Raw genomic sequence first — 20,498 nt, 5'->3', positions numbered from 1 at the left:
CCTCAGAAGCACTCGTCGCCGAGCTTCATGCTGAGGTCGCTCAGCTTGAACGTCCCGGCGGTGGTGGCCCAGGCGACCTGCCTGACGTTGGTCAGCTCGATCCTGGACGCCTGCTGGCCGAACATGCCGGCGGTGCCCTGGGCCCCCTTCGGGCCCTTGTCGAGCGTGCCGGCGTCCCGGCCGATCTCGATGTTGGAGAACTTCGCGTCGGCGTTGAGCTGCTCGACGTCGAGGACGAGGTCGGTGGCCTTGACGGGCTTGGAGCCCGTCCCGGCGGTCAGCCGCAGCGTGAACGGGCCGACCTTCACCGACTGGCACATGTTGCGGATCTCCGCGGACTTGATGCCGGAGACCTGCACCGGGTGCTTCGCGCCGTCCTTGCTCGCGTCGATCCCGCCGTACTGGACGAAGCCCGTGCCGGTGAGGGAGTCGGCGCTGACCTTGAAGCTGCTGCCGGAGACGGCGAACGAGGAGGCGATCGCGCCCTGCGCGGTCATGAAGGCGAGGGCGCCGGCGCCGATGGCCGCGGGGGCGGCGATGGCGGCGAACCGCTTCCAGCGGACGCGTCCGACGGCGGGCTCGGGGGAGTCGTTCATGGGGGTGTGCTCCTGGGGGTGTCTAGGGCCGCGACGGGCCCGGCGTCACCGGTCGATCTCGTGACGGTGAGTGCAAGTTACTCCCAAGTACTTACTTGCGGCAAGCTCGATCAAGGAGTCGGGGAGTCAGGGACCGGAGCGGCTACCTGCGAAGTCTTTTGAACCCGATGTCAATAGGATCGGCAAGGTCAACCTCTACCAACTACCAAGCGTGATCGTCACGGGCCATAGATCCCCGACCGCACGGGCCGAAGGTCCCGAAAGGGGGCGCGGTGCGGCGGCAGGCGTCGGAGCCCTGACGGCAGACGTCGCGGACCCGGCGCGACAGGGGTCAGGTGCCGGTCGCCGGGGTCAGTCTCCGGCGGAGAAGGCGTCCAGAGTGCGGCGCAGCTCGCCGACGTGCCCGTCGAGATCGTCGGCGGGCTCGCCGGAGCGCAGCCGGGCGACGGCGTCCTCGACCTTCGCGAGCCGCTCGTCGAGCGCCGCCAGGAGCCGCTCGCACCCCGCCCGGGCGTTCTCGGCGTCGTCCCCGCCGAGCGTGCGCCGCAGCAGCCGGGCCTGCTGCCCGAGCTGGACGGTGCGCCGGTGCAGGTCGACGAACACCGACACCTTCGCGCGCAGCAGCCATGGGTCGAACGGCTTGGTGAGGAAGTCGGCGGCGCCCGCCGCGTAGCCCCGGTACGCCTCCTTGCCGGCCGCGCCGCAGGCGGTGAGGAAGATGATCGGGATGTCCCGGGCGCGCGGCAGGGACCTGATGTGCTCCGCGGTCTCGAAACCATCCATCTCCGGCATGACGACGTCCAGCAGGATCAGCGCGAAGTCGTCGTTCTCCAGCTCCTTCAGCGCCGCCCGACCGGAGGTGACGGGCACGAAGTCCATCGGCAGCGTGCCGAGCACGGCCGCGAGCGCGGTCAGGTTCTCCTCGCGGTCATCGACGGCCATGATCCTCGTGTCGTTCGGCACCGGACTCCTCAACGTCATGTTGGCTGCACCGGCCAAGCCTGGCACGTCATCACGGACGGCAACAGCGAATCGCCGCAGAGTAAAGACTTCTATGGCAGCCAGCCGGGTTTCACCAGCCCCGACTCGTAGGCGTACACGACCAGCTGCGCGCGGTCGCGGGCGCCGAGCTTCACCATCGTCCGGCTGACGTGCGTCTTCGCGGTGGCCGGGCTCACCACGAGCCGGGCCGCGATCTCCTCGTTGGACAGCCCCTCGCCGACGAGCGCCATGACCTCCCGCTCCCGGTCGGTGAGGGCGTTCAGCCGCGGCGAGGGCGCGGGCTCCTTGGCCCGCGCGGCGAACTCGGCGATCAGCCGCCGGGTCACGCTCGGCGACAGCAGCGCGTCGCCGCCCGCGACCGCGCGGACGGCGTGGATCAGCTCCACCGGCTCGGTGTCCTTCACCAGGAACCCGCTCGCGCCGCCGCGCAGCGCCTCGAACACGTACTCGTCCAGCTCGAACGTGGTCAGGATCACGATCTTCACGCCGTCCAGCCGCTCGTCGGAGGCGATCCGGCGGGTGGCGGCGAGACCGTCCAGGCCGGGCATGCGGATGTCCATCAGGATGACGTCGGGACGCAGCCGCCGCGCCTGCGCCACCGCCTCCTCGCCGTCGCCCGCCTCGCCGACGACCTCGATGTCGGACTGCGCGTCCAGCAGCGCCCGGAACCCGGCCCGGACGAGCACCTGGTCGTCCGCCAGCATGACCTTGATCACTGCGCGTCCCCTCCGTCGGGCCCGGCGTCCTCGGACCTCTCCACGGCGCTCTCCACGGTCAGGGGCAGTGCCGCCCGCACCCGGAACCCGCCGCCCGGACGCGGCCCGGCGTCGAACGTCCCGCCGAGCGCGGCGGCCCGCTCGCGCATCCCGCGCAGGCCGCTGCCGCCCGGCCGGTCGTCCAGCAGGGGCGCCCCCCGCCCGTCGTCCTCGACTCGCACCACGATCTCGTGCTCACCGTAGGCGATGCCGACCCGCGCCGTCACCGGCCCCGGACCGGCATGGCGGGTCACGTTCGTCAGCGACTCCTGGACGATCCGGAACGCGGCGAGGTCGGTGCCCGCGTGCAGGCGCCGCCGCTCCCCGGTGATCTCGGCCTCGACCGCCAGCCCGGCGTTGCGCGCGCGGTCCAGCAGATCGTCCAGCCGGTCGAGGCCCGCGGTCGGGGCGCGCGGCGCGGTCTCGCCCTGCGACCGCAGCGCGCCGATCACCCCGCGCATCTCGGTGAGCGCCTCCTTGCTCGCATCCTTGATCGCCGCGAGCGCCGTCCGCGCCTGCTCGGGGTTCTGGTCGATCAGATGGAGCGCCACCCCCGCCTGCACGTTGATCATCGAGATGTTGTGGGCGAGCACGTCGTGCAGCTCGCGGGCCATCCGCAGCCGCTCCTCGCTGGCCTGCCGGCGCTTCTCCTCGGCGCGGATCCGCGCGGTCTCGGCGGCCCGCTGCGCCCGCATCCGGATGAGTTCCCCGCTGACCAGCACCACCAGCGCCCAGCCGACGACGAAGCTCGACCCGCCGAGCGTCGGCTCCTGCACCGGGAACGGCCCGTCCTGCCCGCGCTCGGCGGCGGGCACGCCGATCAGCGCCGTGAGGCCGAAGAACGCCGCGAGCCCGATTCCCGTCCCGGCCCACGTCACGAGCCGGTGCCCGGCCACGATCGCGGCCATCATCGCGACGGCGAGCGCGAGCGGCGCCGGCCCGTAGGTGTAGGCGCGAAGGAAGTACACCGCGGTGACCGCCGCCGTGGCGCACACCGTGAACACGGGATGGCGCCGTCGCAGTAGCAGCAGGGCAGGCCCGCCCAGAAGCAGCGCGAACCCGAGTGCGTCGAGATCGGTGTGCCCGATCCCGGCCGGGCCGCCGTCCCCGTGCTCCCACGGCGGGCCGCCGGACGACCCGCCGCCCGCCGCCTCACCGCGCTGCGCGCCGAGCGATCCGACGACCTGGATGAAGGCGACCAGGATCGGGACGACCCAGACCGGCCACGTGCCGGGCCGCGGCCAGTGCGCCCGGACCTGCGCCGATGAGCTGCTCATGCCTGCACGGTAGGTCATCGAGGCCGGACCGCACGTCGGCCCCGGGGAGTGCGCGCCGCTACTCCTGCGGAGGTACCCGCGGCCGGCCGCGTTCAGTGCGCCGTCCAGCGGACGGGCAGGTGGGCGAACCCGCGGCGGGCGCTGGAGCGGAGCGGCACCGGCTCGGCCGCCAGCCGCGGCAGCCCGGGACGTTCGAGCAGCGCCACCAGCATCGCGCGCAGGTGCACGCGGGCCAGCCGCGCGCCGATGCAGGCGCGGTACCCGAACCCGAAGCACAGGTGCGGACGGCCGGGCTGGAGGAACCGTTCCGGGACGAACCGTCCCGGGTCCGGGAAGACCTCGTCGTCGTGGTTCGCGGAGACGAGCCACAGCATCACGTGCTCACCGGCCAGCAGCGGCACGTCGCCGACGGTCGTCCCGCGCTGGACGGTCCGCCGGACCTGGAGGACGGGCGTCCACCAGCGCAGCATCTCCTCGACGGTGCTGTCGACGAGCCTCTCGTCGGCCCGCTCCTCCCGCAGCCGGACGTACTCGGCGGGATGGCGCAGCAGCGCGTACAGGCCGCCCGCGAGGGTGTTCCGCAACGTTTCGGGCAGGTCGTGGGCAACGTCGCCGACGAAGTCGACCGCGTCCTGGGACGGGATGCGGGCGAGCATGGCCCGCGCCGGAGGATCCATGTCGATGAGGGCCGTCTCGTTGGGAGCGGCTCCTTCCGCAGGAGCGTCCGCCCCGCTCACGCGGCCGTGCAGGGGGTCGTCCACCTGCGGGCTGAACAGCTCGGGATGCACGAGGGCGTGGTGGACGTCGGCGTAGCGCAGCACCGCCCAGGCGCCGGGACGGTCCGCCGTGCCCCCGTCCAGCCACACCACGGGCGTCCGCGAACGGAGCCGTTCGAGCCGGTCATGGGGGACCCCGCGGGCGTAGGTGTCCGCGCGGCCGAGGGCCCCGGCGTCGAAGACGGGTGACGCGTCTCGCCGTTGGGGCATGGGAACCTCCTCCGAGGCAGACGCTAACGCGTCCCGGCCGAACCCTGAAGGCCGGATTCGGCCGTCCCGCACACGTATCGCTCGTCAGCCCGCCAGCCACTCACCGGTCTCGACGCTCACCAGGCCGTGCCGGGCCGCCTCGATCACGGCCTCCCGCTGCGAGTGCACGCCCAGCTTGGACAGCACGCTCTGCACATGGCTGCGCGCCGTGCTGCGCGTCACCCCCATCGCCTTGGCCAGCGCCTGCGTGGACTCGCCGCGCGCCAGCCGCGTCAGCACCTCCCGCTCGCGCGGCGTGAGGAACCGCGCGACCTTCTGCGCGCGGCTGCGCGGCCGGGCTCCGCCGCGCAGCGCCGCCTGGTCGACGACGACCTCGCCGTCCGCGACGCGGCGCAGCACGCTGAGGACGTCGCCGGCCTGCTGGCCCTTGTGCGCGAACCCCCGCACGCCCGCCGCGACGCCCGCGTCGAGGACCGGCTGCTCCAGGAAACCGGTCAGCACGACGAACTTCGTGTGCGGCGACGCGGCGCGCAACCGCGGCATCCAGTCGAGCGCGGTGCCGGACGGGAACTGGAGGTCGATCAGGCAGGCGTCGGGCTGCCTGGCGTGCAGCACCGGCAGCGCCTCGGCGGGGGAGTAGACCACCCCCACGACGCTGTGCCCGGCGTCCGTGAGGACCAGCGACAGCGAGTCGGCGAAGACCGCGTGGTCGTCGCAGATGACCATTCTCATGGATGGGGCCGCCAGTCGTCGGCGCCCGCGTCGGCGCGGACGCCCCCGGGCGGGCCGGTGTCCGGCGGCGGCGCCGCCGGCAGCAGCATCCGGACCCGCGCCCCGCCCATCTCGCAGGTGCGGATCTCCAGGCTGCCGCCGTATCCGGAGATGAGGTCGTGGACGATGCCGAGCCCCAGCGACGCGAGACCGGGCCGGGCGTGCCCGCGCGCCGGACGGCCGGACCGCCCGCCCCGGTCGGCGCCGAATCCCGGGCCGTCGTCGTCGACCTGGATGACGATCCAGCCCTGGTCGGCCTCGACGCGCACGTCCACCCGGCCCTCCGCGACGCGGCACGCGTTGTCCAGGACGTTGCGGACCGCGCGCCACAGCGCGACCGGGTCCATGTGGGCCCACGCCTCGCGGCCGGTGAAGCACACCTCGTGCGGGGTGGCGAGCCGCATGCCGGTGACGACCTCGGCGGTCAGGTCGTCCACCCGGAGCCGCTCCGGGCCGGGCAGGGGGCGGCCGTCGCCGTCGTCCTCGTCGAGCCGGCGCAGCAGGTGGTCGAGCCACCTGGTCTCGCCGAGCAGCTGGTCGATGCGGGCCCGGCTGGTGTCGCCGACGTCCTCGGCGACGACGACGGCCGAGGCCAGCATGATGATCGTGCCGAGTTCGTGCCGGATGTCGTGGCGGAGCCGGCGCCGCCACAGCACCTGCTCGCCGCGCCCGGACGCCGCCGGCAGCTCCCGCTCGGCCGCGCGGCCGCCGTCCCGCGCGCCCGCGAGCGTCCCCACGCGCGCGGCGTCCGCCGGCGAGGACCGAGCCTGCCCGTTGTCCATGAAGACCCCCGTCCGCTATTCCAGCACCACATCGACGGTCGCCCGTGCGCGCGGCACATGTCCAGTCAATTGACCGCAACAGACCCGTGCCTGTCCAGAAGTGGACATGAAGAAGGCGGCCGTAAACTCTGTGCTTTGTCGGAGCGTCTCAGTCAGGATTGTCAGTTCTGCCGCCGGCATTTCTTTCATGCCGGTGGCGTAGCCGCTTTGCGCATTCCGGCGGGTGTGTCCGCGGGCGTCCGGAGAGACAGTCTGCTCATGCCGAAGGTCACATTTCTCGGACATGCGGGGGTGGCGGTGGACGCCGCGGCGTTCCACCTGCTCGCGGACCCGTGGCTCGCTCCAGCGGGGGCCTTTCTCGGAGCCTGGCACCAGTATCCGAGAAACGATCATCTGGATCTCGCCCCGGTGCTCGACGCGGACTGGGTCGCCGTCTCGCACGAGCATCTAGATCATTTCGATCCGTGGGTCATCGAGCGCCTTCCGGCGCGGACCCGAATCCTCATTCCGTGTTATCCCGGACCCGCCTTCCGGGAACGCATCACGGCCGCCGCGGGTGGCCGCCAGGTAATCGAGATCGAGCCGTGGGAGAAATTCCCCCTTGACAATCGCGGGTCCTGGATCACGGTGATTCCGGAACTGTCGCCGATGTGCCACGATGCCGCCTTTCTCATCGTCGCCGACGGCCGCGGGATCCTGCATTGCAACGACGCCCGGCTCACCGCCGCGCAGGCCCGCCGCGCCAAGCACCTCGCGGGCGGCCGGCTCGACCTGATGGCCCTGCAGGCGTCCGGGGCGTCCTGGCACCCGATCTGCTACCAGTACCCGGACGCGGAGATGGCCGAGGTCTCCATGGCCAAGCGGATCTCCAAGCTCCGCGCGACGCAGCGGCTCGTCCGGCAGACCGAGCCGGAGCTGGCCGTCCCGTTCGCGGGGCCGCCGTGCTTCCTGGACGCCGAGGTCGACCACCTCAACTGGGTGCTCGCCCAGGCGGACGGCGCGTTCTGCGACCCGGAGGTCGCCACCGAGTGGCTGCGCGAGCACCTGCCGGCGCAGCGCTGGGACTACTTCAAACCCGGCGACGCCGTCGACCTCGACACCGGCGAGGTCACCCGCGACCCGGTCTCGGCGCGGTTCTCCTTCGCCGACGCCGGCCGCGAGACCTACCTCAAGCGCTACGCCGCCGACCGCGCGTCCGCCATCGCGGGCGTCATGGCGGAGTACCCGGAGCCGGGGCCCGACCTGTTCGACCGCTTCAAGGCCCACTTCACCTTCCTCGGCGGCCTCAGCGACTACTTCCTCCGGCGGATCGCGATGATCGTCCGGTTCGAGATCACCGGGCCGAACGGCGGCGTCTGGGACGTCGACTTCTCCCCGGACGGCCTCGCGGTGTCGGAGGCGTCCCCGGGCGTCCGCCCGCACTACCGGATCTCCACCGCGGGACGCTGGCTGGACGGCGTCCTCACCGGCCGGATGGCCTGGGAGGACCTCCTCATCTCGTTCCGCCTCGGCCTCTACCGCGACCCCGACGTCTACAACGACCACCTGGTGGGCCTGCTCAAGCACGCCAACGCGCCCGCCCTGCGGGCCGTCGAGGTCTACGAGACCGGACGGGACGAGTCCGAGCGCATCACCGTCGGCTGCGACGGAGACCGCTACGACATCCCCCGCTACTGCCCGCACGCCGGCGAGGACCTCTCCGTCGGCGCCGTCGTGAGCGACGGGCGGATCCACTGCCTCGCCCACAACTTCGCCTTCGACCTCGCCACCGGCGAATGCCTGAACGCCCGGGCCGCCAACCTGACCAGCAAGAGGGTGAGCTGAGCCGGCCCAGGGGGGCGACCCCCTGGGCCGCGCGTCCGGCGTGACCCCGCGTACCGTCCGGGCGGTAGATCATCTTGTGTTAGGTTCGACCTGCGTTTCTGGGGGTTTGAAGGGGTGCGGGGCTTGGACCGCAAGAAGCTCGGCCTGCTGGCCGTCGCGTTCGTTCTGCTCGTCGGAGTGATGGAGGTCCTGGCCCTGAAGGTCGGGTCCCTGGACTTCCCGGTGCCGACCGCCTCGCAGCATCCGGCCGTCGCCGAAGATCCGGGCGGAAGCTAGCTCGCCGTGTTGCGGGCTCGCATGAGGCTCTGCAGGTCGGGGTGGTCGCCGCCGGTCGCGTCGGACAGGGTGGGGCAGGCCCACCGGTCCTGGCGGCCCCAGGAGTAGGAGATCTCCAGGGGCGGGCGGGGCGCCAGCCGGTCCCAGCGGGCGAGGATCCTGCGGAACTGGTCCTGCGTCGGCAGCCAGTACTTCCGGTCGCCGCTGGAGCAGCTCTGCCCGAACGTCTGCAGGACGGGCGCGACCTTGGTGCGGGGGATGCCGGCGGCGTCGGCCATCCGGACCATCCGGTCGATCGCCCCGATGTCGCAGTGCTCGCGCGTCGTGGACGAGCCCTTGCACGGGTACGGGTCGAGGCCGACCAGGTCGACGCCGACGCGTTTCGGGGCGAGGGGCCTCATCGGCCAGTCGGTCAGCGAGATGAACGAGATCTGGTCCGGCGCGTTGGCCCTGATGTACTCGGCGCGGCGGCGGATCTCGCCCGCGACGCCGGGGCAGTCGCCGGGGTTCGGCTCGTCCGACAGGTACCAGCCGTAAACCCTGCGGTCGCGCCCGAACCGCTGGACGGCCTGCCTGAACGCGTCCCAGTCGAGTTCGAAGTCGTCGCAGGTGAAGTTGCCGACCCACAGCATCGCCTGCATCCCGGCGGGGACGCCGGCGACGAGCGAGGCGTCCGCCTTGACGTCCACCAGGTCGTAGCCGAGCGCTCGCAGCCGCGGGTAGTCGGCGGGCTGGGTGTTCAGCGCGATGCGGCGCGTCCGGTGGGGTTGCGCGGCGGGCGATCCCGGCGAGGCGAGCGGGCCCTCGTAGGGTTCGTAGCGGGACGTCCTGTGCTGCACGTAGAAGAGGAACCCGGCCACCAGGACGACCGCGGCGGCGACGGCCGAGAGCTTGACGCGGGTGTCCCGGATGTCCATGCGCTGCTCCCCGAGGCGGCGGCGTGTCAGGCGGCGGAGCCGGGCTCCTCCGCGGGGCGGACGGGCTTGTCGGCTCCGGCGACGTCCAGCCGCAGCGGCGGGATCGGGATGCCGAGGATGTGCTTGACCGTGTCCCACAGCGCGCCGAACGTGGCGCGCATGGACGGTTCGCGCAGGTAGACGGCGTCCACCGCGACCCGCGCCGGGACGATCCGCTCGATGTAGTTGACGAGGTCGACCTCCTCGCCCGGCCCGAGCACGTCGAAGTCGCGGAACCGGACCTCCGAGACGCCCGTCAGTCCGGGCCGGTGGTCGAAGATCCACCGGCACTTCGCGTCGTAGTGGACGGCGAGGTCGTAGGTCTCCGGGCGCGGCCCCACGAGCGTCATCTGGCCGCGCAGTACGTTGACCAGCTGCGGCAGCTCGTCCAGCGACCACTGCCGCAGGAGCTTGCCGACCCTGGTGAGGCGCGGGTCGCAGTTGGCTGTGACGGTGAGGCCGCCGACGCCCTGCCGCATCGTCCGGAACTTGTACATGGTGAACGGCCGGCCGCCCTGCCCGACCCGCGTCTGCCGGAACACGCCCGGCCCGGGGCTGGACATCCGCACCAGCGCGTAGATGAGCAGCAGCGGGACGCTGAGGAGCAGCAGCCCGGTGACCGCGCCCACGACGTCCAGCACGCGGCGCGGCCCGGAGGGGCCGACGCCGTCGGACGGGTCGACGGGACGGCTTGCGAGCTCGGACATGGTCACCCCTTCTGTTCGGGTGCGGGGGCTCTGCGTTCGGGTGCGGGAGCTCCGGGCGTGGAGTTCTTGACGTGCTGGAACCAGACCAGCAGCGCGGCCGTGGTGGCGACGAAGGAGACGGACGTGGCGACGGCGGCGCCGACCGCGCCGTGCGCGGGGATCAGGATCGCGCCGAGGACGACGACGACCACGAGCCCGATGCCCTGCCCGGTGGACGCGGCGCCGGGCCGTCCGACCCCGTACAGGCAGGCCATGACGAGCCCGGTCACGCCGAACGTGACGACGCCGGCGAGCCGGATGTAGGTGGGCGCGACCGCGTCGTCGAACACGTCCCCGAAGATCCACGGCAGCGCGGTCCCGGCGATGAGCGCGAGCGGCAGCGCGGCCAGCGCCGATACCCCCAGCGCGGGCAGGATCAGGCGGGACGTCCGTCTCGTCGCGGTCTCCCGGTCCTCCTTCGCGAAGTCGGGGTAGAGGACGTAGTTGACGGCGAGCCCCGGCAGCTGCACCAACTCGGCGAACTTGCTGGCGACCGTGTAGACGCCGAGGACCTTCGGGCCGGCGAGCGCGCCGAGCAGCGCCATGTCGAAGCGGAGCTGCAGCAGGTCGATGAGCTGCCCGAGGTAGCCGCGGAACCCGTACCCGGCGATGGAGCGGCCGAGCCGCCGGTCGGCGCGTCCCCACCCGGCGAAGAACCCGCGCCGCGCGAGCCGCCGGGCGATCCACGCGGCGGCGGCGACGTCGGCGAGCACCAGCCCGGTGATCAGCGCGCCGGGCCCGTACCAGCCGGTGAGGATCACCAGGTAGATCGGCAGGAACACGAACTCCTCGACGGCGATGGCGAGGCTCGCTCCGGGCTGGTCGTCGGTCCCCTGGAGGAGGCCCTTGCCGACCGACACGAAGCCCTGCGTGAAGGACGGCGCGGCGGCGGCGATCGTGACCCAGAGCCCGAACGACTTGAAGAACACCAGGAAGATGAGCGGGCTGAGCGCGAGCCACCCGATCCCGGAGATCGTCGCGCCGATCACGGTCAGCCACGCCAGGGTGGGCCGCACCCGGCTCTGGTCGTAGTCGGAGCGCGCGAGGAAGAACGGCGCCGCGCCCGGCAGCCCGGCGCTCGACAGCTGGCACAGCAGCCCCGGCAGGATCCGGACGAGCGTGAACGCGCCGACGAGCTTCGGCCCGCCGATCCGCGCGACGAGGATCGTGGCGACGCCGAGGGAGGCGAGCGCGCCGATCCGTCCCGCCATGTTCCCGGCGACGAGCGCGAGCAGCCGCCGCCGGAGCCGGGACTCCCGCGCGGGCGCGACGACGGCCGGAGACTGCGTGTCGGTCATGCCGCCCGCCTCCTTCCGAACAGATCGAGGGCGGCGATGAGCCCGAAGAACGCCCAGCCGTGGCGGTAGTGGAGGGTCTCGTAGAACAGGCCGGAGACGAGGAAGACGGCGACGAGCGCGCCGAACAGTTCGGGGCGGGGGACGAGCCGCGCGTACTCGCCGGTCAGCGCGCCGCGGCGGGCGATCCGCACGCAGCTCAGCAGCAGGACGAACACCAGCGTGATGAGCGCGGCGCCCCCGAGGAAGCCGCGTTCCAGGACGGCGGCGACGTAGTCGTTGTGCGCCTCCCGCACGTACGTCTCCTGCCGCACCAGCATCTGCTTCTCGGTCTGGCCGGGCCCGATGCCCCACGGATGCGTCTGGTCGTCGATCATCTGGAGGGTGGTGGCGAGGACGGTGCTGCGCGAGTTGGTGCTCTCCCCGGTCGTCCGCCCGATGGAGTCGCGCAGGATCGGGGACGCCTGGCTCGCCCGGTCCAGGAACGGCTGGACGTTCACCGCCGAGACGAGCGCGACGCCGCCCCCGCCCACGAACACCGCCAGCGCGCCGACCGCGACGGCGTGGTGCGCCTTGCCCTCGCGGAACAGCCGGAACAGGTAGCCGAGCAGGAGCGCGACGCACAATGCGAGCAGCCCGCCGTTCGAGCCGGTCAGGATCTCGGCGGTGAGCAGGACCCCGCAGACCGTCCACCGCTTCCCTGCGGTCTCCGGGAAGCGGCTCGCGCGCGCGATGAAGAAGATGCAGATGAACCAGTTGGACGCGTAGTTCGCGTCGCCGAACGTGAACATCGCGCGCTCGCCGTCGATCTGCTTGCCCGACAGCGCCTCGATCCCGAGCACGAAACCGACGATCATGACGAGGGCGTAGCACGTGCCGACCCAGACGAAGGCGCGCAGCGCCACCCGCAGCAGGGACGGGTCGCGCCCGAAGTTGGCGAGGCTGACCGCCCACAGCAGCACGAACAGGTCCTTGACGAGGGTGAGCGCGCCCGCCTCGTTGACGATGGCCGCGATGCCGCCCGCGATGATCGTCATCAGGGTCGGGATGAGGAACGGCCACCGGATCGGCAGCCGCCGCGTGCCCGCCCACAGCAGCATCGTCGCGGTGACGCCGACGAGCGCGAGGTCGGGCAGCCCGGTGTTGCCCGGCCCCGGCGGCAGCCCGGCCGGCATCAGCAACGGCAGCGAGGCGATGCCCGCGACGAGCATCACCGGCGGCAGCCGCGTCCCCCTCTTCAGGGGCGCCGGCGCGGGCGGGGCCTCGATCGTCGCGGTCATGGGCGCGTGGAACTCCCTCGGTAGGTCTCGTCGAGGACGGTCCCGAGGTGCGCCGGCGAGAACCATTCGCCGACGCGGGCGCGGGCGCGCTCGGCCATCCGCGTCGCGGCGGACGGGTCGTCCAGCAGCGCCGACACCGCGCCGGCGAGCCCCGCCGGGTCCTCCGGCCGCACGAGCATGCCCGTCTCGCCCGCGAGGACGAGATCCTGGTTGGACGGGACGGCCGTCGCGACCAGCGGGATCCCCGCCCCGATCGCCTCGACCAGCACGCACGGGAGCCCCTCCCACCGGCTCGCCATCGCCATCACGTCGAACGCGGGCAGCACGTCGGCGACGTCGTCGCGGTGCCCGAGCCAGCGCATCCGCTCCACGATGCCGAGCCCCGCGGTGAGCGCCTCCAGCTCGTCCGCCATCGGGCCGCCGCCGACCCACAGCCCGAACACGTCGTCCGGCAGCCGCGCGATCGCGCGGGCGAAGATCTCCGGGCCCTTCTGGAACGTCAGCCGCCCGATCGACCCGACGACCTTCACGCCGAGCGGCAGGTCGAGGCGGCGGCGGGCCTGCGCGCGGGTGCCGGGCGCGGCGGCGTAGGCGTCCACGTCCACGGCCGGCCACGACAGCCGCACCCGCTCCGGCGTCGTCAACCCGAGCCGCAGCGCCGTCGTGACCGTTTCCGACCCGATCGCGAGGAACGCGTCGGTGCGCTTGGCCGCGATCCGTTCGAGCCTTATATAGAGGCGTCGCCGCGGCCACGACTGGAACTCGTTGAACGGGAACCCGTGCCAGGTGTGCACGATGCGCGGCACGCCCGCGCGGGCGGCCGCGACCCGTCCGATCACGCCGCCCTTCGCGCTGTGCGTGTGGACGACGTCGTACCGTCCCTCCGCCAGCACCCGGGTCAGCGTGCGCAGCGCGGCCAGGTCGTCGCGCGGCGAGATCTGCGGCACCAGCGGCCCCACCTGGACGATCTCCATCCCGGCGGCGTGCGCGGCGGGAGTGAGGTCACCGGCGGCGGCGTTGGCGACGGCATCGCCCCCGTAGAGGACGCTGTTTCCCGTGGACGCTGCCGTGCTGTCCATGCCGACGCCGCCGGTGACGATCGCGCGCTCGTAGTCGCCGTCCGGGAGGGCCAGCGCGCCGTTCAGCGCGACCTGGCCGGCCCCGCCGTTGAAGCGGGTGATCACCGTGGCGACTCTGAGCTTCCTCGTGCTGGTCATGACACCTCACAGGCCGGGCGGGTCGGGGCTGCACCCCGCGCCGCAGAGGCAGGCCGGGCCGGGCGGCGGGGCCTCGACGGGCTCCGGGCGCCGGACCGGGTGGTACTCGGGGAGCAGCCGGCGCAGCAGCAGCCGCACCGCGTCGTCGTCGCGCGCCCCGGCCGCCGACTCCAGCTCGTCCAGCAGCTGGGGGAGCCCCGCGGGCGGCGCGGCGGGACGGGTCGCCCAGATCTTCGGGTGCGCGGTGCGGATCCGCCGCTCGGAGTCGGCGAACGCCTTCTCCGCGAGCTTCTCGCCTGACCCGAGCCCGCTGAACCGGATCGTCACCTCCGGCAGCCGCAGCTGCTCGGCGTACCGGTGCACGAGGTCGACGACCGGGACGGGGCGGCCCATGTCGAGGACGAACGTCTCCGCCTCCTCCGCCATCGCCGCCGCCTCGATCAGCAGGCCGGCCGCCTCCGCCACCGTCATGAAGTGGCGGGCCACCTCGGGATGGGTGATCGTGACGACCTCGCCGGAGGAGATCCGGTGCGCGAGCAGGCTCAGCAGCGGGCCCGCCTCGCCGATCACGTTGCCGACGCGGACGGCCGCGAAGCACGTCGGGCCGGGCGTCGCCGTCCGCAGCAGCAGCTCCCCGAGCCGCATCGTCGCGCCGAACACCGACGTCGGGTCGGCGGCCTTGTCGGACGAGACGAACACGAGCCGCTCCACCCCGTGCCGCACCGCCGCGTCGATCACGTGCCGGGTGCCGAGGACGTTGTGCGCGACGCCCCGGCACGGGTCCCGCTCGACCTCCGCCAGCTCGTTGCGTCCGGCGGTGTGGAACAGCAGGTCGGGCCGGGCCTCCCTGATGACCCGGTCGACCCGCTGCTCGTCGCGCACGTCCGCCTCGGCGAGCGCGACGCCCTCCAGATCGTGGCCGAGGTTCGCCAGGCCGCCGCCGTCGCGGTCGAGCAGGCACAGCGCGGCCGGTTCCAGCCGCCGGACCTGCTGGCACAGCGCCCGCCCGACCGTCCCGCACGCCCCGGTGACCAGCACCCGCCGGCCGCGGACGAGCCGCCGCCCGCGATGCCGCGCCATGACCACCTCGTCGCGCCCCATCAGCAGGGCGAGCGGGCTGACCGGGACCGGCGCGGGGGCCCCGGTACTGCGGCGCGGCAGGAACCTTCGCACGGTCAGCCCCGGGTCCGCAGGGCCCCGGCGAGTGCGGACACGACGCGCTCCAGGCCGTCGTCCGTCAGCCCCGGATACAGCGGCAGCGACAGCAGCTCCTCGCCGACCCGGTCGGTCACCGGCACCTGCGCGCACTCCCGCGCACCCAGGATCTCCTGGTACGCCGTCATCTGGTTCGCCGGGATGAAGTGCACGGACGTCGCGACGCCGGCCGCCTCCAGCTCGGCGCTGATCGCGTCCCGGTCCTGGACGCGGACCTGGTAGAGGTGCCAGGCGTGCTGGATCCCGTCCAGGCTCCGCTGGGGGAGGACGAGACCGGGCAGGTCGCGCAGCGCCTCGTCGTAGCGGGCGACGATCTCGGCGCGCCGCTCCTGCCAGCCCGGCAGCGCCGCGAGCTGCGCCCGCCCGATCGCCGCCTGCACGTCGGTCATGTTGGCCTTCAGCCCGACCGTCTTCACGTCGTACCGCCAGCTGCCGCCCGGCAGGTAGCGCTTCCAGGAATCCTTGCTCATCCCGTGCATCCGCATCGCGCGGATCCGGTCGGCGAACTCCTGGTCGCTGGAGGCCACCGCGCCGCCCTCGCCGATCGGCAGGTTCTTCGTCGCGTAGAAGGAGAAGCACGCCGCGAACGACTCCGAGCCGACCTTCCTGCCGTCGCGCGCCGCGCCGGGGCCGTGCGCCGCGTCCTCGACGACCCTCGTCCGGTCGAGGCCCGCCGCGTCGGCGAGCGCCGCCACGTCCACCGGGTAACCGCCCTGGTTCTGGACGATCATCGCCGCGGGGGTCGTCCGGCGCGCCGCCGCCCTGACCGTCCCGGGGCTCGGCACGAGCGTGTCCTCGTCGATGTCGACCAGCACCGGGACGTGCCCCGCGTGCAGGATCGCGTTGATCGCGCCGCAGAACGTCAGGGTCGGCGTCAGCACCGCCGAACCGGGCGGCAGGTCGAGCGCGCGCAGGCACAGCTCCAGCGCGGTCGTGCACGAGGCCACCGCGACGACGTGCGCGGCGCCCAGGTAGTCGGCGAAATCCTGCTCGAACGCGGCCGTCTGCGGCCCCGTCGTGATCCAGCCCGAGTCGAGCACCTTGACGACCGCGTCGGACACCTCATCCGACACCGACGGAATCGCGAACGGAACGGACGAACTCATCTGGCTACCCCCTGCTCTCTCAGGACCTGGAGATCTTCCGGGACGCGGCGACGACGCCGAGCAGCGGCCAGCCGGACGCGGCGACCAGATCGCGGACCGTCTCCAGCCCCGCCACCCGCGTCACCGGACCGACCAGCACGACCACGCCGACCTCCTCGTCCGAACCCGGATCGATGTCCTCGAACGCGTGCACATGGCAGAGCCGGCGCACCGGGACCGGCTGGGTGATCTCCGAGGGGGACACCTCGGACTTCTTCGTCAGCACGGTGGTGCCGCCCCCGGCGCGGACCACCGACGTGCTCTTCTTCCCGTGCGGGCCGCTGCTGTTGGACGACGGGCCGCCGCCGTTCGGCGACGGGCCGCCGTCGCCGGGGCCGTCCTCGCGGGGCTCGTCCTCGCGGGGCTCGTCCGTGTGGGGCTCGTTGTGTCCCGGCCTGGCCGTGACGACCTTCGTGTCGTCCCCGTACACCGCGGACGCGACCGACGACACCAGGTCCGCCGGCAGCGGGCCCGGTGCGCCGACCAGCGCGACCCGCCCGACGCCCTCCTTCTTCGCGGCGAGCCGGATCCGCCGCCCGAGGTCGGTGAGCTGCCCCGGCCCCCGGTCGGCCCAGCCGAGCAGCGGCACCCCGAGCCGCCGCGCGACCCGGCGCTGCCCCGGGATGGTGGGACGGACCATCTCCGTCACCACCGCGATCAGGATCCCGCCGATCAGCCCGACCAGGCCCGCGATCGACGCCATCATGACCACCGGGTTCGTCCGCGGAGCCAGCACCGCCGGCTGCACCACCGACGCCGTCCCCGCCGTGGAGAGCTGCGTCTGCAGGTCCGAGCGGTTCGACCGCAGGTCGGTCAGCTCCGCCTGCACCCGCTCCCGCTCGTTCGCCGCGCCGATGTCGGGGTTCGGCTGCGCGCCCGCCCGCCGCGACAGCGGCCCGAGCCTGCGCTCCAGCTCCCGGACGCGCTTGTCGATCCCGTCCATCTGCTGCTTGATCGAGCCCTGGTTGGACGCGTTGATCTCGTGGACGACCGCGGCGCCGACCGCGTCCGCGAGGCGCCGCGCCACCTGCGGGTCGGCGTCCTTCACCGACAGCTCGACGATCGTGGACGTCCCGAGCCCGGTCACCTCGATCGCCTTCGCCACCTTCGCCGCCCGGCGGTCCAGCCCCTGCTTGCGCAGCACCCCGTTCAGCAGGTTCTCGCTGGTCGCGAACGCCTTCACCTGGCTGACCACGATGGACACGCCCGCGTCCCCGGGCGCCGCGTCGGTGGCCCGGCTGCTGGCCTGCAGCCGCGACTTCGCGACCGCGGGCGGCTCCTGCCCGCTCATCACCAGGCCCACGAGCACCAGCGGGACCACCGTCATGACCAGCAGAAGCGCCCAGTAGCTGCGAACCACCCGCGCCGCGACCTCGTCGATCTCCACGATCTTCCCTCCGGCTTCGTCACGGCGAGCGTAAGAAGGGGCTTCAGCGGAGCAATCGCCCAAAAGACGACCCCGGACTACGCCGTTTGCAGGGGGCGCCGCGCGGGACGGTCAGCCGCCGGGCCGCATGCCGGCGCGCATCGCGAGCGTGATCGCCTCCAGCGCCGAGTGCAGCCCGAGCTTCGCCAGCAGGTTCTGCGTGTGCGTGCGGACGGTGTTCGCCGACAGCCCCAGCCGCTCGGCGATCTCCGCGCGGCCGAGGCCGTCCACCATGCACTGCAGGACCTCGCGCTCCCGCGGCGTCAGCTCCGCCAGCAGCGCCCCGCTCGGCTCCCCGCCGTCCCGCGTCAGCCTGCGCAGCACCTCGCCCAGCGCGTCCGGCGGGATCCACCCGCCCTGCCGCGCCGCCGACCGGATCACCCGCGCGACCAGCTCGGCGCTCTCGGTCTTCTCCAGCCACCCCACCGCGCCCCGCCGGACGGCCCGCACCATCGCGTCCAGGTCGCTCATCGCGGTCAGCACGACGACGCGGACGTCCGGATGCTCCTCGCGGATCCGGTCCAGGACGTCCAGCCCGTTCTCGGCGCCGAGCGTCATGTCGAGGACGAGCACCCGGGGGCGCTCGGTGGCGGCCAGCGCGAGTGCGCGCCGCACGTCGGCGGCGATCGGCAGGATCACCAGATCGGGTTCGCGTCCCAGCCGGGCCGCGAGAGCCTCGGCGAACAGCGCGTGATCGTCCACGATGAGGACGCGGATCGGTTCCATCCACCGACCATGACGGCTCCGCGCGCCCGGCGGATCCTGCAAACGCTGTACTCGTTCCGGACGTCCCGCGCGCGGAGGTCGCGGGCGCGGACGTCACCCGGGGGCGGCCGGTTCACCCGCGTCCGGACCCGGTCACCTTGCGTGCGGGACATTGACCGTCCGCGACCGCCTGCGGATCCTGTGCGTGTCATTCAAGGGGACGCACTGGCCTGCAGGGGATGCCAATGAAAGTGCTGATCACCGGAGGCGCCGGGTTCATCGGCAGCACGATCGCCTCCGCCTTCGCCGAGCGCGGCGTCACGCCCGTCGTGCTCGACAGCCTGGTCACGGGCAGGTCCGAGTTCGCCGCCGGCAAGATCTTCTACCAGGGCGACATCGGCGACGGCGACCTGGTCGACGAGATCTTCCGCGACCACCCCGACATCATCGCGACCGTCCACTGCGCCGCGCTGATCGTGGTGCCCGACTCCATGACGGACCCGCTGCGCTACTACCGCGTCAACCTCTCCAGGACCCTCGACCTCGCCGGCCATCTCGTGCGCAACGGCTGCGACCGGATGATCTTCGCGTCCACCGCCGGGATGTATCGTCCCGAACCCGACCTGTCGGTCTCCGAGACGTCCTTCCTCGAACCGCAGAACCCCTACACCCGCTCGAAGATGATGGCGGAGCTGCTGCTCCAGGACTTCTGCCGGGCCTACGACCTCCGCGTCATCTCCCTGCGCTACCTGAACCCGATCGGCGCCGACCCGCGCCTGCGCACCGGCCTGCAGAACAGCAAACCGACCCACGCTCTCGGCAAGATGATCGAGTGCTATACCCTCGGCGTCCCCTTCAAGATCACCGGTGTGGACTGGGAGACCCGCGACGGCACCGCGATCCGCGACTACATCCACGTCTGGGACATCGCCCGGGCCTTCTACGAGGCCGCCACCCGCTTCGACTCCATCGTCCCGCCCGCCGGCGACCACCCCCGATACGAGGTCATCAACCTCGGCACGGGCGACGGCACCACCGTCCGCGAACTGGTCGAAGCCTTCCGCGAGGTCGTCGGCGACGCCTTCCGCGCCGAGGACGCCCCGGCCCGCCCCGGCGACGTGGTCGGCGCCTACGTGGACCCGGCCAAGGCCTGGGACCTCCTCGCCTGGAAGCCCGAATACACCATCGAAGACGCCATTCGCCACTCCCTCCAATGGGCCGAACGCCGCCGCGACCTGGACGTCGCCTGACCCCTCCAGCTTCGCCTCCGCTCGCGTTGACCTGCGGCATGTCGTTGTTATGAAGCGCTTCATAACAACGACATGCCGCAACTCAACGCAGGAACGAAGCAAGGCATCAGCGCCCAGACGACCTGCTACCAGGTGGACGGGAACATGCGGTGCTTGAGGAGCGCGTCCACCTGCTCGGCGGCGTGCTCGATGCCGCCGCACGGGGAGAGGTGGCCGTGCCGTCCGCGCCCGGCCTCGTAGTAGGCCCAGCCGCCGCCGGGTGTGGCGTGGACGTTCACCGCGACGCGGACGTGGTCGTCGGGGCTGAACGCGAAGACCCACAGGACCGGCGGGCGGGTGGGGAACTCGTCGGCTTGGTAGAGCTTGACGTGCCGGTAGCCCTTGGAGTGGACGGCGACGGCGAGTAGGTCGAGGTTGCGGATTGCCGTGGTGCGGCCCAGGCGGGTCCGCCACCGCAGCAGGTGGCGGCCCGCTTGAAAGGTCAGCGGGTGCAGCGGGCCCATGTGATCTTGCCTTCCTCATTGAGAGGGCGGACGCCCCAGTCGTGGACGAGTTCGGATATCAGCAGCAGGCCGCGCCCGCTTTCGGCGTCGCCTTCCTCGCTCTGGACGACGGGGAGGGCGGTGCTCTCATCCCAGACCTCTATGACGGTGAGCGGTTCGCGGACGTCCGGGAAGACGCGGACGATGATGTGCCCGACCCCGACGTGCTTGTAGCTGTTGGTCACCAGCTCGGTGACCACGAGTCGGCCGACGAAGTCGTCGGCGTGCCCGAGTTCGCGGAACCGGTCGCTGAGGTAGCGGCGCGCTTTCGCGGGCGCCTCGTCGGACGGATCGAGGACGAGCGGCGCCACCTCGGGCGCGAGCATGACTGCTGGCATTGGAGAGCCCCTCCAGCCTGGACGGAGGCTGATCTCGAACGGGGCCAACCTTCCAAACTGGGAGAACCCGCCGCTATCACCCTGTGTTATCGAACGAACACCATCAGGCCATAC

Annotated in this window: 21 protein-coding genes; 3 read left to right on the top strand and 18 right to left on the bottom strand. The window is 72.6% G+C overall.

Annotated features, from left to right (window positions below; all coding sequences use genetic code 11):
* Positions 1-2: 2 nt before the first annotated feature.
* From SM418_RS19585 to SM418_RS19555, 7 genes are all read right to left on the bottom strand, one after another.
* The gene (locus SM418_RS19585; protein WP_371942595.1) at positions 3-596 is read right to left on the bottom strand and encodes a DUF6230 family protein; all 594 of its coding nucleotides are present in this window, start codon (positions 594-596) and stop codon (positions 3-5) included.
* 351 nt (positions 597-947) lie between these two features.
* The gene (locus tag SM418_RS19580; RefSeq protein ID WP_371942596.1) at positions 948-1,559 is read right to left on the bottom strand and encodes a response regulator; all 612 of its coding nucleotides are present in this window, start codon (positions 1,557-1,559) and stop codon (positions 948-950) included.
* Positions 1,560-1,648: 89 nt separating this feature from the next.
* Entirely contained in the window at positions 1,649-2,314 is a 666-nt protein-coding gene (locus SM418_RS19575; protein WP_371942597.1) for a response regulator transcription factor, read from the bottom strand.
* Positions 2,311-3,630 carry a sensor histidine kinase gene (locus tag SM418_RS19570; protein ID WP_371942598.1) on the bottom strand — a complete coding sequence of 440 codons (1,320 nt, stop codon included), beginning with the start codon at positions 3,628-3,630 and terminating at the stop codon, positions 2,311-2,313. Before SM418_RS19570 ends, SM418_RS19575 begins: the two co-directional genes overlap by 4 nt.
* Before the next feature lie 92 nt (positions 3,631-3,722).
* Complete coding sequence (locus tag SM418_RS19565; RefSeq protein WP_371942599.1) at positions 3,723-4,616, bottom strand: cytochrome P450; 894 nt, start codon at positions 4,614-4,616, stop codon at positions 3,723-3,725.
* Between the two features lie 84 nt (positions 4,617-4,700).
* Positions 4,701-5,348: a response regulator gene (locus SM418_RS19560; RefSeq protein WP_371942600.1), complete on the bottom strand. Its 648-nt coding sequence runs from the start codon at positions 5,346-5,348 to the stop codon at positions 4,701-4,703.
* Complete coding sequence (locus SM418_RS19555) at positions 5,345-6,169, bottom strand: sensor histidine kinase (protein ID WP_371942601.1); 825 nt, start codon at positions 6,167-6,169, stop codon at positions 5,345-5,347. Before SM418_RS19555 ends, SM418_RS19560 begins: the two co-directional genes overlap by 4 nt.
* Positions 6,170-6,427: 258 nt before the next feature.
* Here SM418_RS19555 and SM418_RS19550 point away from each other — a divergent pair, with 258 nt between their 5' ends.
* Positions 6,428-7,993, top strand: a complete 1,566-nt coding sequence (locus tag SM418_RS19550) for a Rieske 2Fe-2S domain-containing protein (RefSeq protein ID WP_371942602.1) — start codon at positions 6,428-6,430, stop codon at positions 7,991-7,993.
* A 123-nt stretch (positions 7,994-8,116) separates the two neighbouring features.
* Positions 8,117-8,269, top strand: a complete 153-nt coding sequence (locus tag SM418_RS19545; protein WP_371942603.1) for a hypothetical protein — start codon at positions 8,117-8,119, stop codon at positions 8,267-8,269.
* Here the strand turns inward: SM418_RS19545 and SM418_RS19540 are convergent.
* From SM418_RS19540 to SM418_RS19500, 9 genes are all read right to left on the bottom strand, one after another.
* Positions 8,266-9,186 (bottom strand): hypothetical protein, encoded by a 921-nt coding sequence (locus SM418_RS19540; protein WP_371942604.1) that lies wholly within the window; start codon positions 9,184-9,186, stop codon positions 8,266-8,268. The two genes, SM418_RS19545 and SM418_RS19540, sit on opposite strands and share 4 nt — an antisense overlap.
* A 26-nt stretch (positions 9,187-9,212) precedes the next feature.
* A complete protein-coding gene (locus SM418_RS19535; RefSeq protein WP_371942605.1) occupies positions 9,213-9,932 on the bottom strand; it encodes a sugar transferase in 720 nt (239 codons plus the stop codon).
* Positions 9,933-9,934: 2 nt separating this feature from the next.
* Positions 9,935-11,269 carry a lipopolysaccharide biosynthesis protein gene (locus SM418_RS19530; protein WP_371942606.1) on the bottom strand — a complete coding sequence of 445 codons (1,335 nt, stop codon included), beginning with the start codon at positions 11,267-11,269 and terminating at the stop codon, positions 9,935-9,937.
* Complete coding sequence (locus SM418_RS19525; RefSeq protein WP_371942607.1) at positions 11,266-12,546, bottom strand: O-antigen ligase family protein; 1,281 nt, start codon at positions 12,544-12,546, stop codon at positions 11,266-11,268. The genes SM418_RS19530 and SM418_RS19525 overlap by 4 nt, the downstream gene beginning before the upstream one ends.
* Complete coding sequence (locus tag SM418_RS19520) at positions 12,543-13,763, bottom strand: glycosyltransferase (protein ID WP_371942608.1); 1,221 nt, start codon at positions 13,761-13,763, stop codon at positions 12,543-12,545. The genes SM418_RS19525 and SM418_RS19520 overlap by 4 nt, the downstream gene beginning before the upstream one ends.
* 6 nt (positions 13,764-13,769) lie before the next feature.
* Positions 13,770-14,936 carry an SDR family NAD(P)-dependent oxidoreductase gene (locus SM418_RS19515; RefSeq protein WP_371942609.1) on the bottom strand — a complete coding sequence of 389 codons (1,167 nt, stop codon included), beginning with the start codon at positions 14,934-14,936 and terminating at the stop codon, positions 13,770-13,772.
* Between the two features lie 2 nt (positions 14,937-14,938).
* Positions 14,939-16,084, bottom strand: a complete 1,146-nt coding sequence (locus SM418_RS19510; protein WP_371942610.1) for a DegT/DnrJ/EryC1/StrS family aminotransferase — start codon at positions 16,082-16,084, stop codon at positions 14,939-14,941.
* Positions 16,085-16,103: 19 nt separating this feature from the next.
* On the bottom strand, positions 16,104-17,510 hold the full coding sequence (locus SM418_RS19505) for a YveK family protein (RefSeq protein ID WP_371942611.1): 1,407 nt from the start codon (positions 17,508-17,510) through the stop codon (positions 16,104-16,106).
* A 111-nt stretch (positions 17,511-17,621) separates the two neighbouring features.
* Positions 17,622-18,275: a response regulator gene (locus SM418_RS19500; RefSeq protein ID WP_371942612.1), complete on the bottom strand. Its 654-nt coding sequence runs from the start codon at positions 18,273-18,275 to the stop codon at positions 17,622-17,624.
* A gap of 224 nt (positions 18,276-18,499) precedes the next feature.
* On the opposite strand from SM418_RS19500, the gene galE reads away from it, so the two are divergent.
* Positions 18,500-19,504, top strand: a complete 1,005-nt coding sequence (gene galE / locus SM418_RS19495; protein ID WP_371942613.1) for a UDP-glucose 4-epimerase GalE — start codon at positions 18,500-18,502, stop codon at positions 19,502-19,504.
* 125 nt (positions 19,505-19,629) lie between these two features.
* On the opposite strand, the gene SM418_RS19490 is transcribed toward galE, so the two are convergent.
* Together SM418_RS19490 and SM418_RS19485 are read right to left on the bottom strand one after the other, a co-directional pair.
* On the bottom strand, positions 19,630-20,007 hold the full coding sequence (locus SM418_RS19490; protein ID WP_371942614.1) for a hypothetical protein: 378 nt from the start codon (positions 20,005-20,007) through the stop codon (positions 19,630-19,632).
* Positions 19,986-20,384, bottom strand: coding sequence for an ATP-binding protein (locus SM418_RS19485; protein WP_371942615.1), 399 nt, complete (start codon positions 20,382-20,384; stop codon positions 19,986-19,988). The genes SM418_RS19490 and SM418_RS19485 overlap by 22 nt, the downstream gene beginning before the upstream one ends.
* Between the last annotated feature and the right edge of the window lie 114 nt (positions 20,385-20,498).

Source organism: Actinomadura chokoriensis (assembly GCF_041463665.1).
GTDB classification, from domain to species: domain Bacteria; phylum Actinomycetota; class Actinomycetes; order Streptosporangiales; family Streptosporangiaceae; genus Spirillospora; species Spirillospora chokoriensis_A.
This window is presented reverse-complemented; position numbering and strand designations above follow the sequence as displayed.

What these genes read in the sequence shown, in the direction of transcription:
- SM418_RS19485 (WP_371942615.1), bottom strand. Translation starts at nt 20,384, where the DNA reads ATGCCAGCAGTCATGCTCGCGCCCGAGGTGGCGCCGCTCGTCCTCGAT.
- SM418_RS19565 (WP_371942599.1), bottom strand. Translation starts at nt 4,616, where the DNA reads ATGCCCCAACGGCGAGACGCGTCACCCGTCTTCGACGCCGGGGCCCTC.
- SM418_RS19585 (WP_371942595.1), bottom strand. Translation starts at nt 596, where the DNA reads ATGAACGACTCCCCCGAGCCCGCCGTCGGACGCGTCCGCTGGAAGCGG.
- SM418_RS19525 (WP_371942607.1), bottom strand. Translation starts at nt 12,546, where the DNA reads ATGACCGCGACGATCGAGGCCCCGCCCGCGCCGGCGCCCCTGAAGAGG.
- SM418_RS19555 (WP_371942601.1), bottom strand. Translation starts at nt 6,169, where the DNA reads ATGGACAACGGGCAGGCTCGGTCCTCGCCGGCGGACGCCGCGCGCGTG.
- SM418_RS19490 (WP_371942614.1), bottom strand. Translation starts at nt 20,007, where the DNA reads ATGGGCCCGCTGCACCCGCTGACCTTTCAAGCGGGCCGCCACCTGCTG.
- SM418_RS19550 (WP_371942602.1), top strand. Translation starts at nt 6,428, where the DNA reads ATGCCGAAGGTCACATTTCTCGGACATGCGGGGGTGGCGGTGGACGCC.
- SM418_RS19540 (WP_371942604.1), bottom strand. Translation starts at nt 9,186, where the DNA reads ATGGACATCCGGGACACCCGCGTCAAGCTCTCGGCCGTCGCCGCCGCG.
- SM418_RS19500 (WP_371942612.1), bottom strand. Translation starts at nt 18,275, where the DNA reads ATGGAACCGATCCGCGTCCTCATCGTGGACGATCACGCGCTGTTCGCC.
- SM418_RS19520 (WP_371942608.1), bottom strand. Translation starts at nt 13,763, where the DNA reads ATGACCAGCACGAGGAAGCTCAGAGTCGCCACGGTGATCACCCGCTTC.
- SM418_RS19535 (WP_371942605.1), bottom strand. Translation starts at nt 9,932, where the DNA reads ATGTCCGAGCTCGCAAGCCGTCCCGTCGACCCGTCCGACGGCGTCGGC.
- galE (WP_371942613.1), top strand. Translation starts at nt 18,500, where the DNA reads ATGAAAGTGCTGATCACCGGAGGCGCCGGGTTCATCGGCAGCACGATC.
- SM418_RS19510 (WP_371942610.1), bottom strand. Translation starts at nt 16,084, where the DNA reads ATGAGTTCGTCCGTTCCGTTCGCGATTCCGTCGGTGTCGGATGAGGTG.
- SM418_RS19560 (WP_371942600.1), bottom strand. Translation starts at nt 5,348, where the DNA reads ATGAGAATGGTCATCTGCGACGACCACGCGGTCTTCGCCGACTCGCTG.
- SM418_RS19530 (WP_371942606.1), bottom strand. Translation starts at nt 11,269, where the DNA reads ATGACCGACACGCAGTCTCCGGCCGTCGTCGCGCCCGCGCGGGAGTCC.
- SM418_RS19570 (WP_371942598.1), bottom strand. Translation starts at nt 3,630, where the DNA reads ATGAGCAGCTCATCGGCGCAGGTCCGGGCGCACTGGCCGCGGCCCGGC.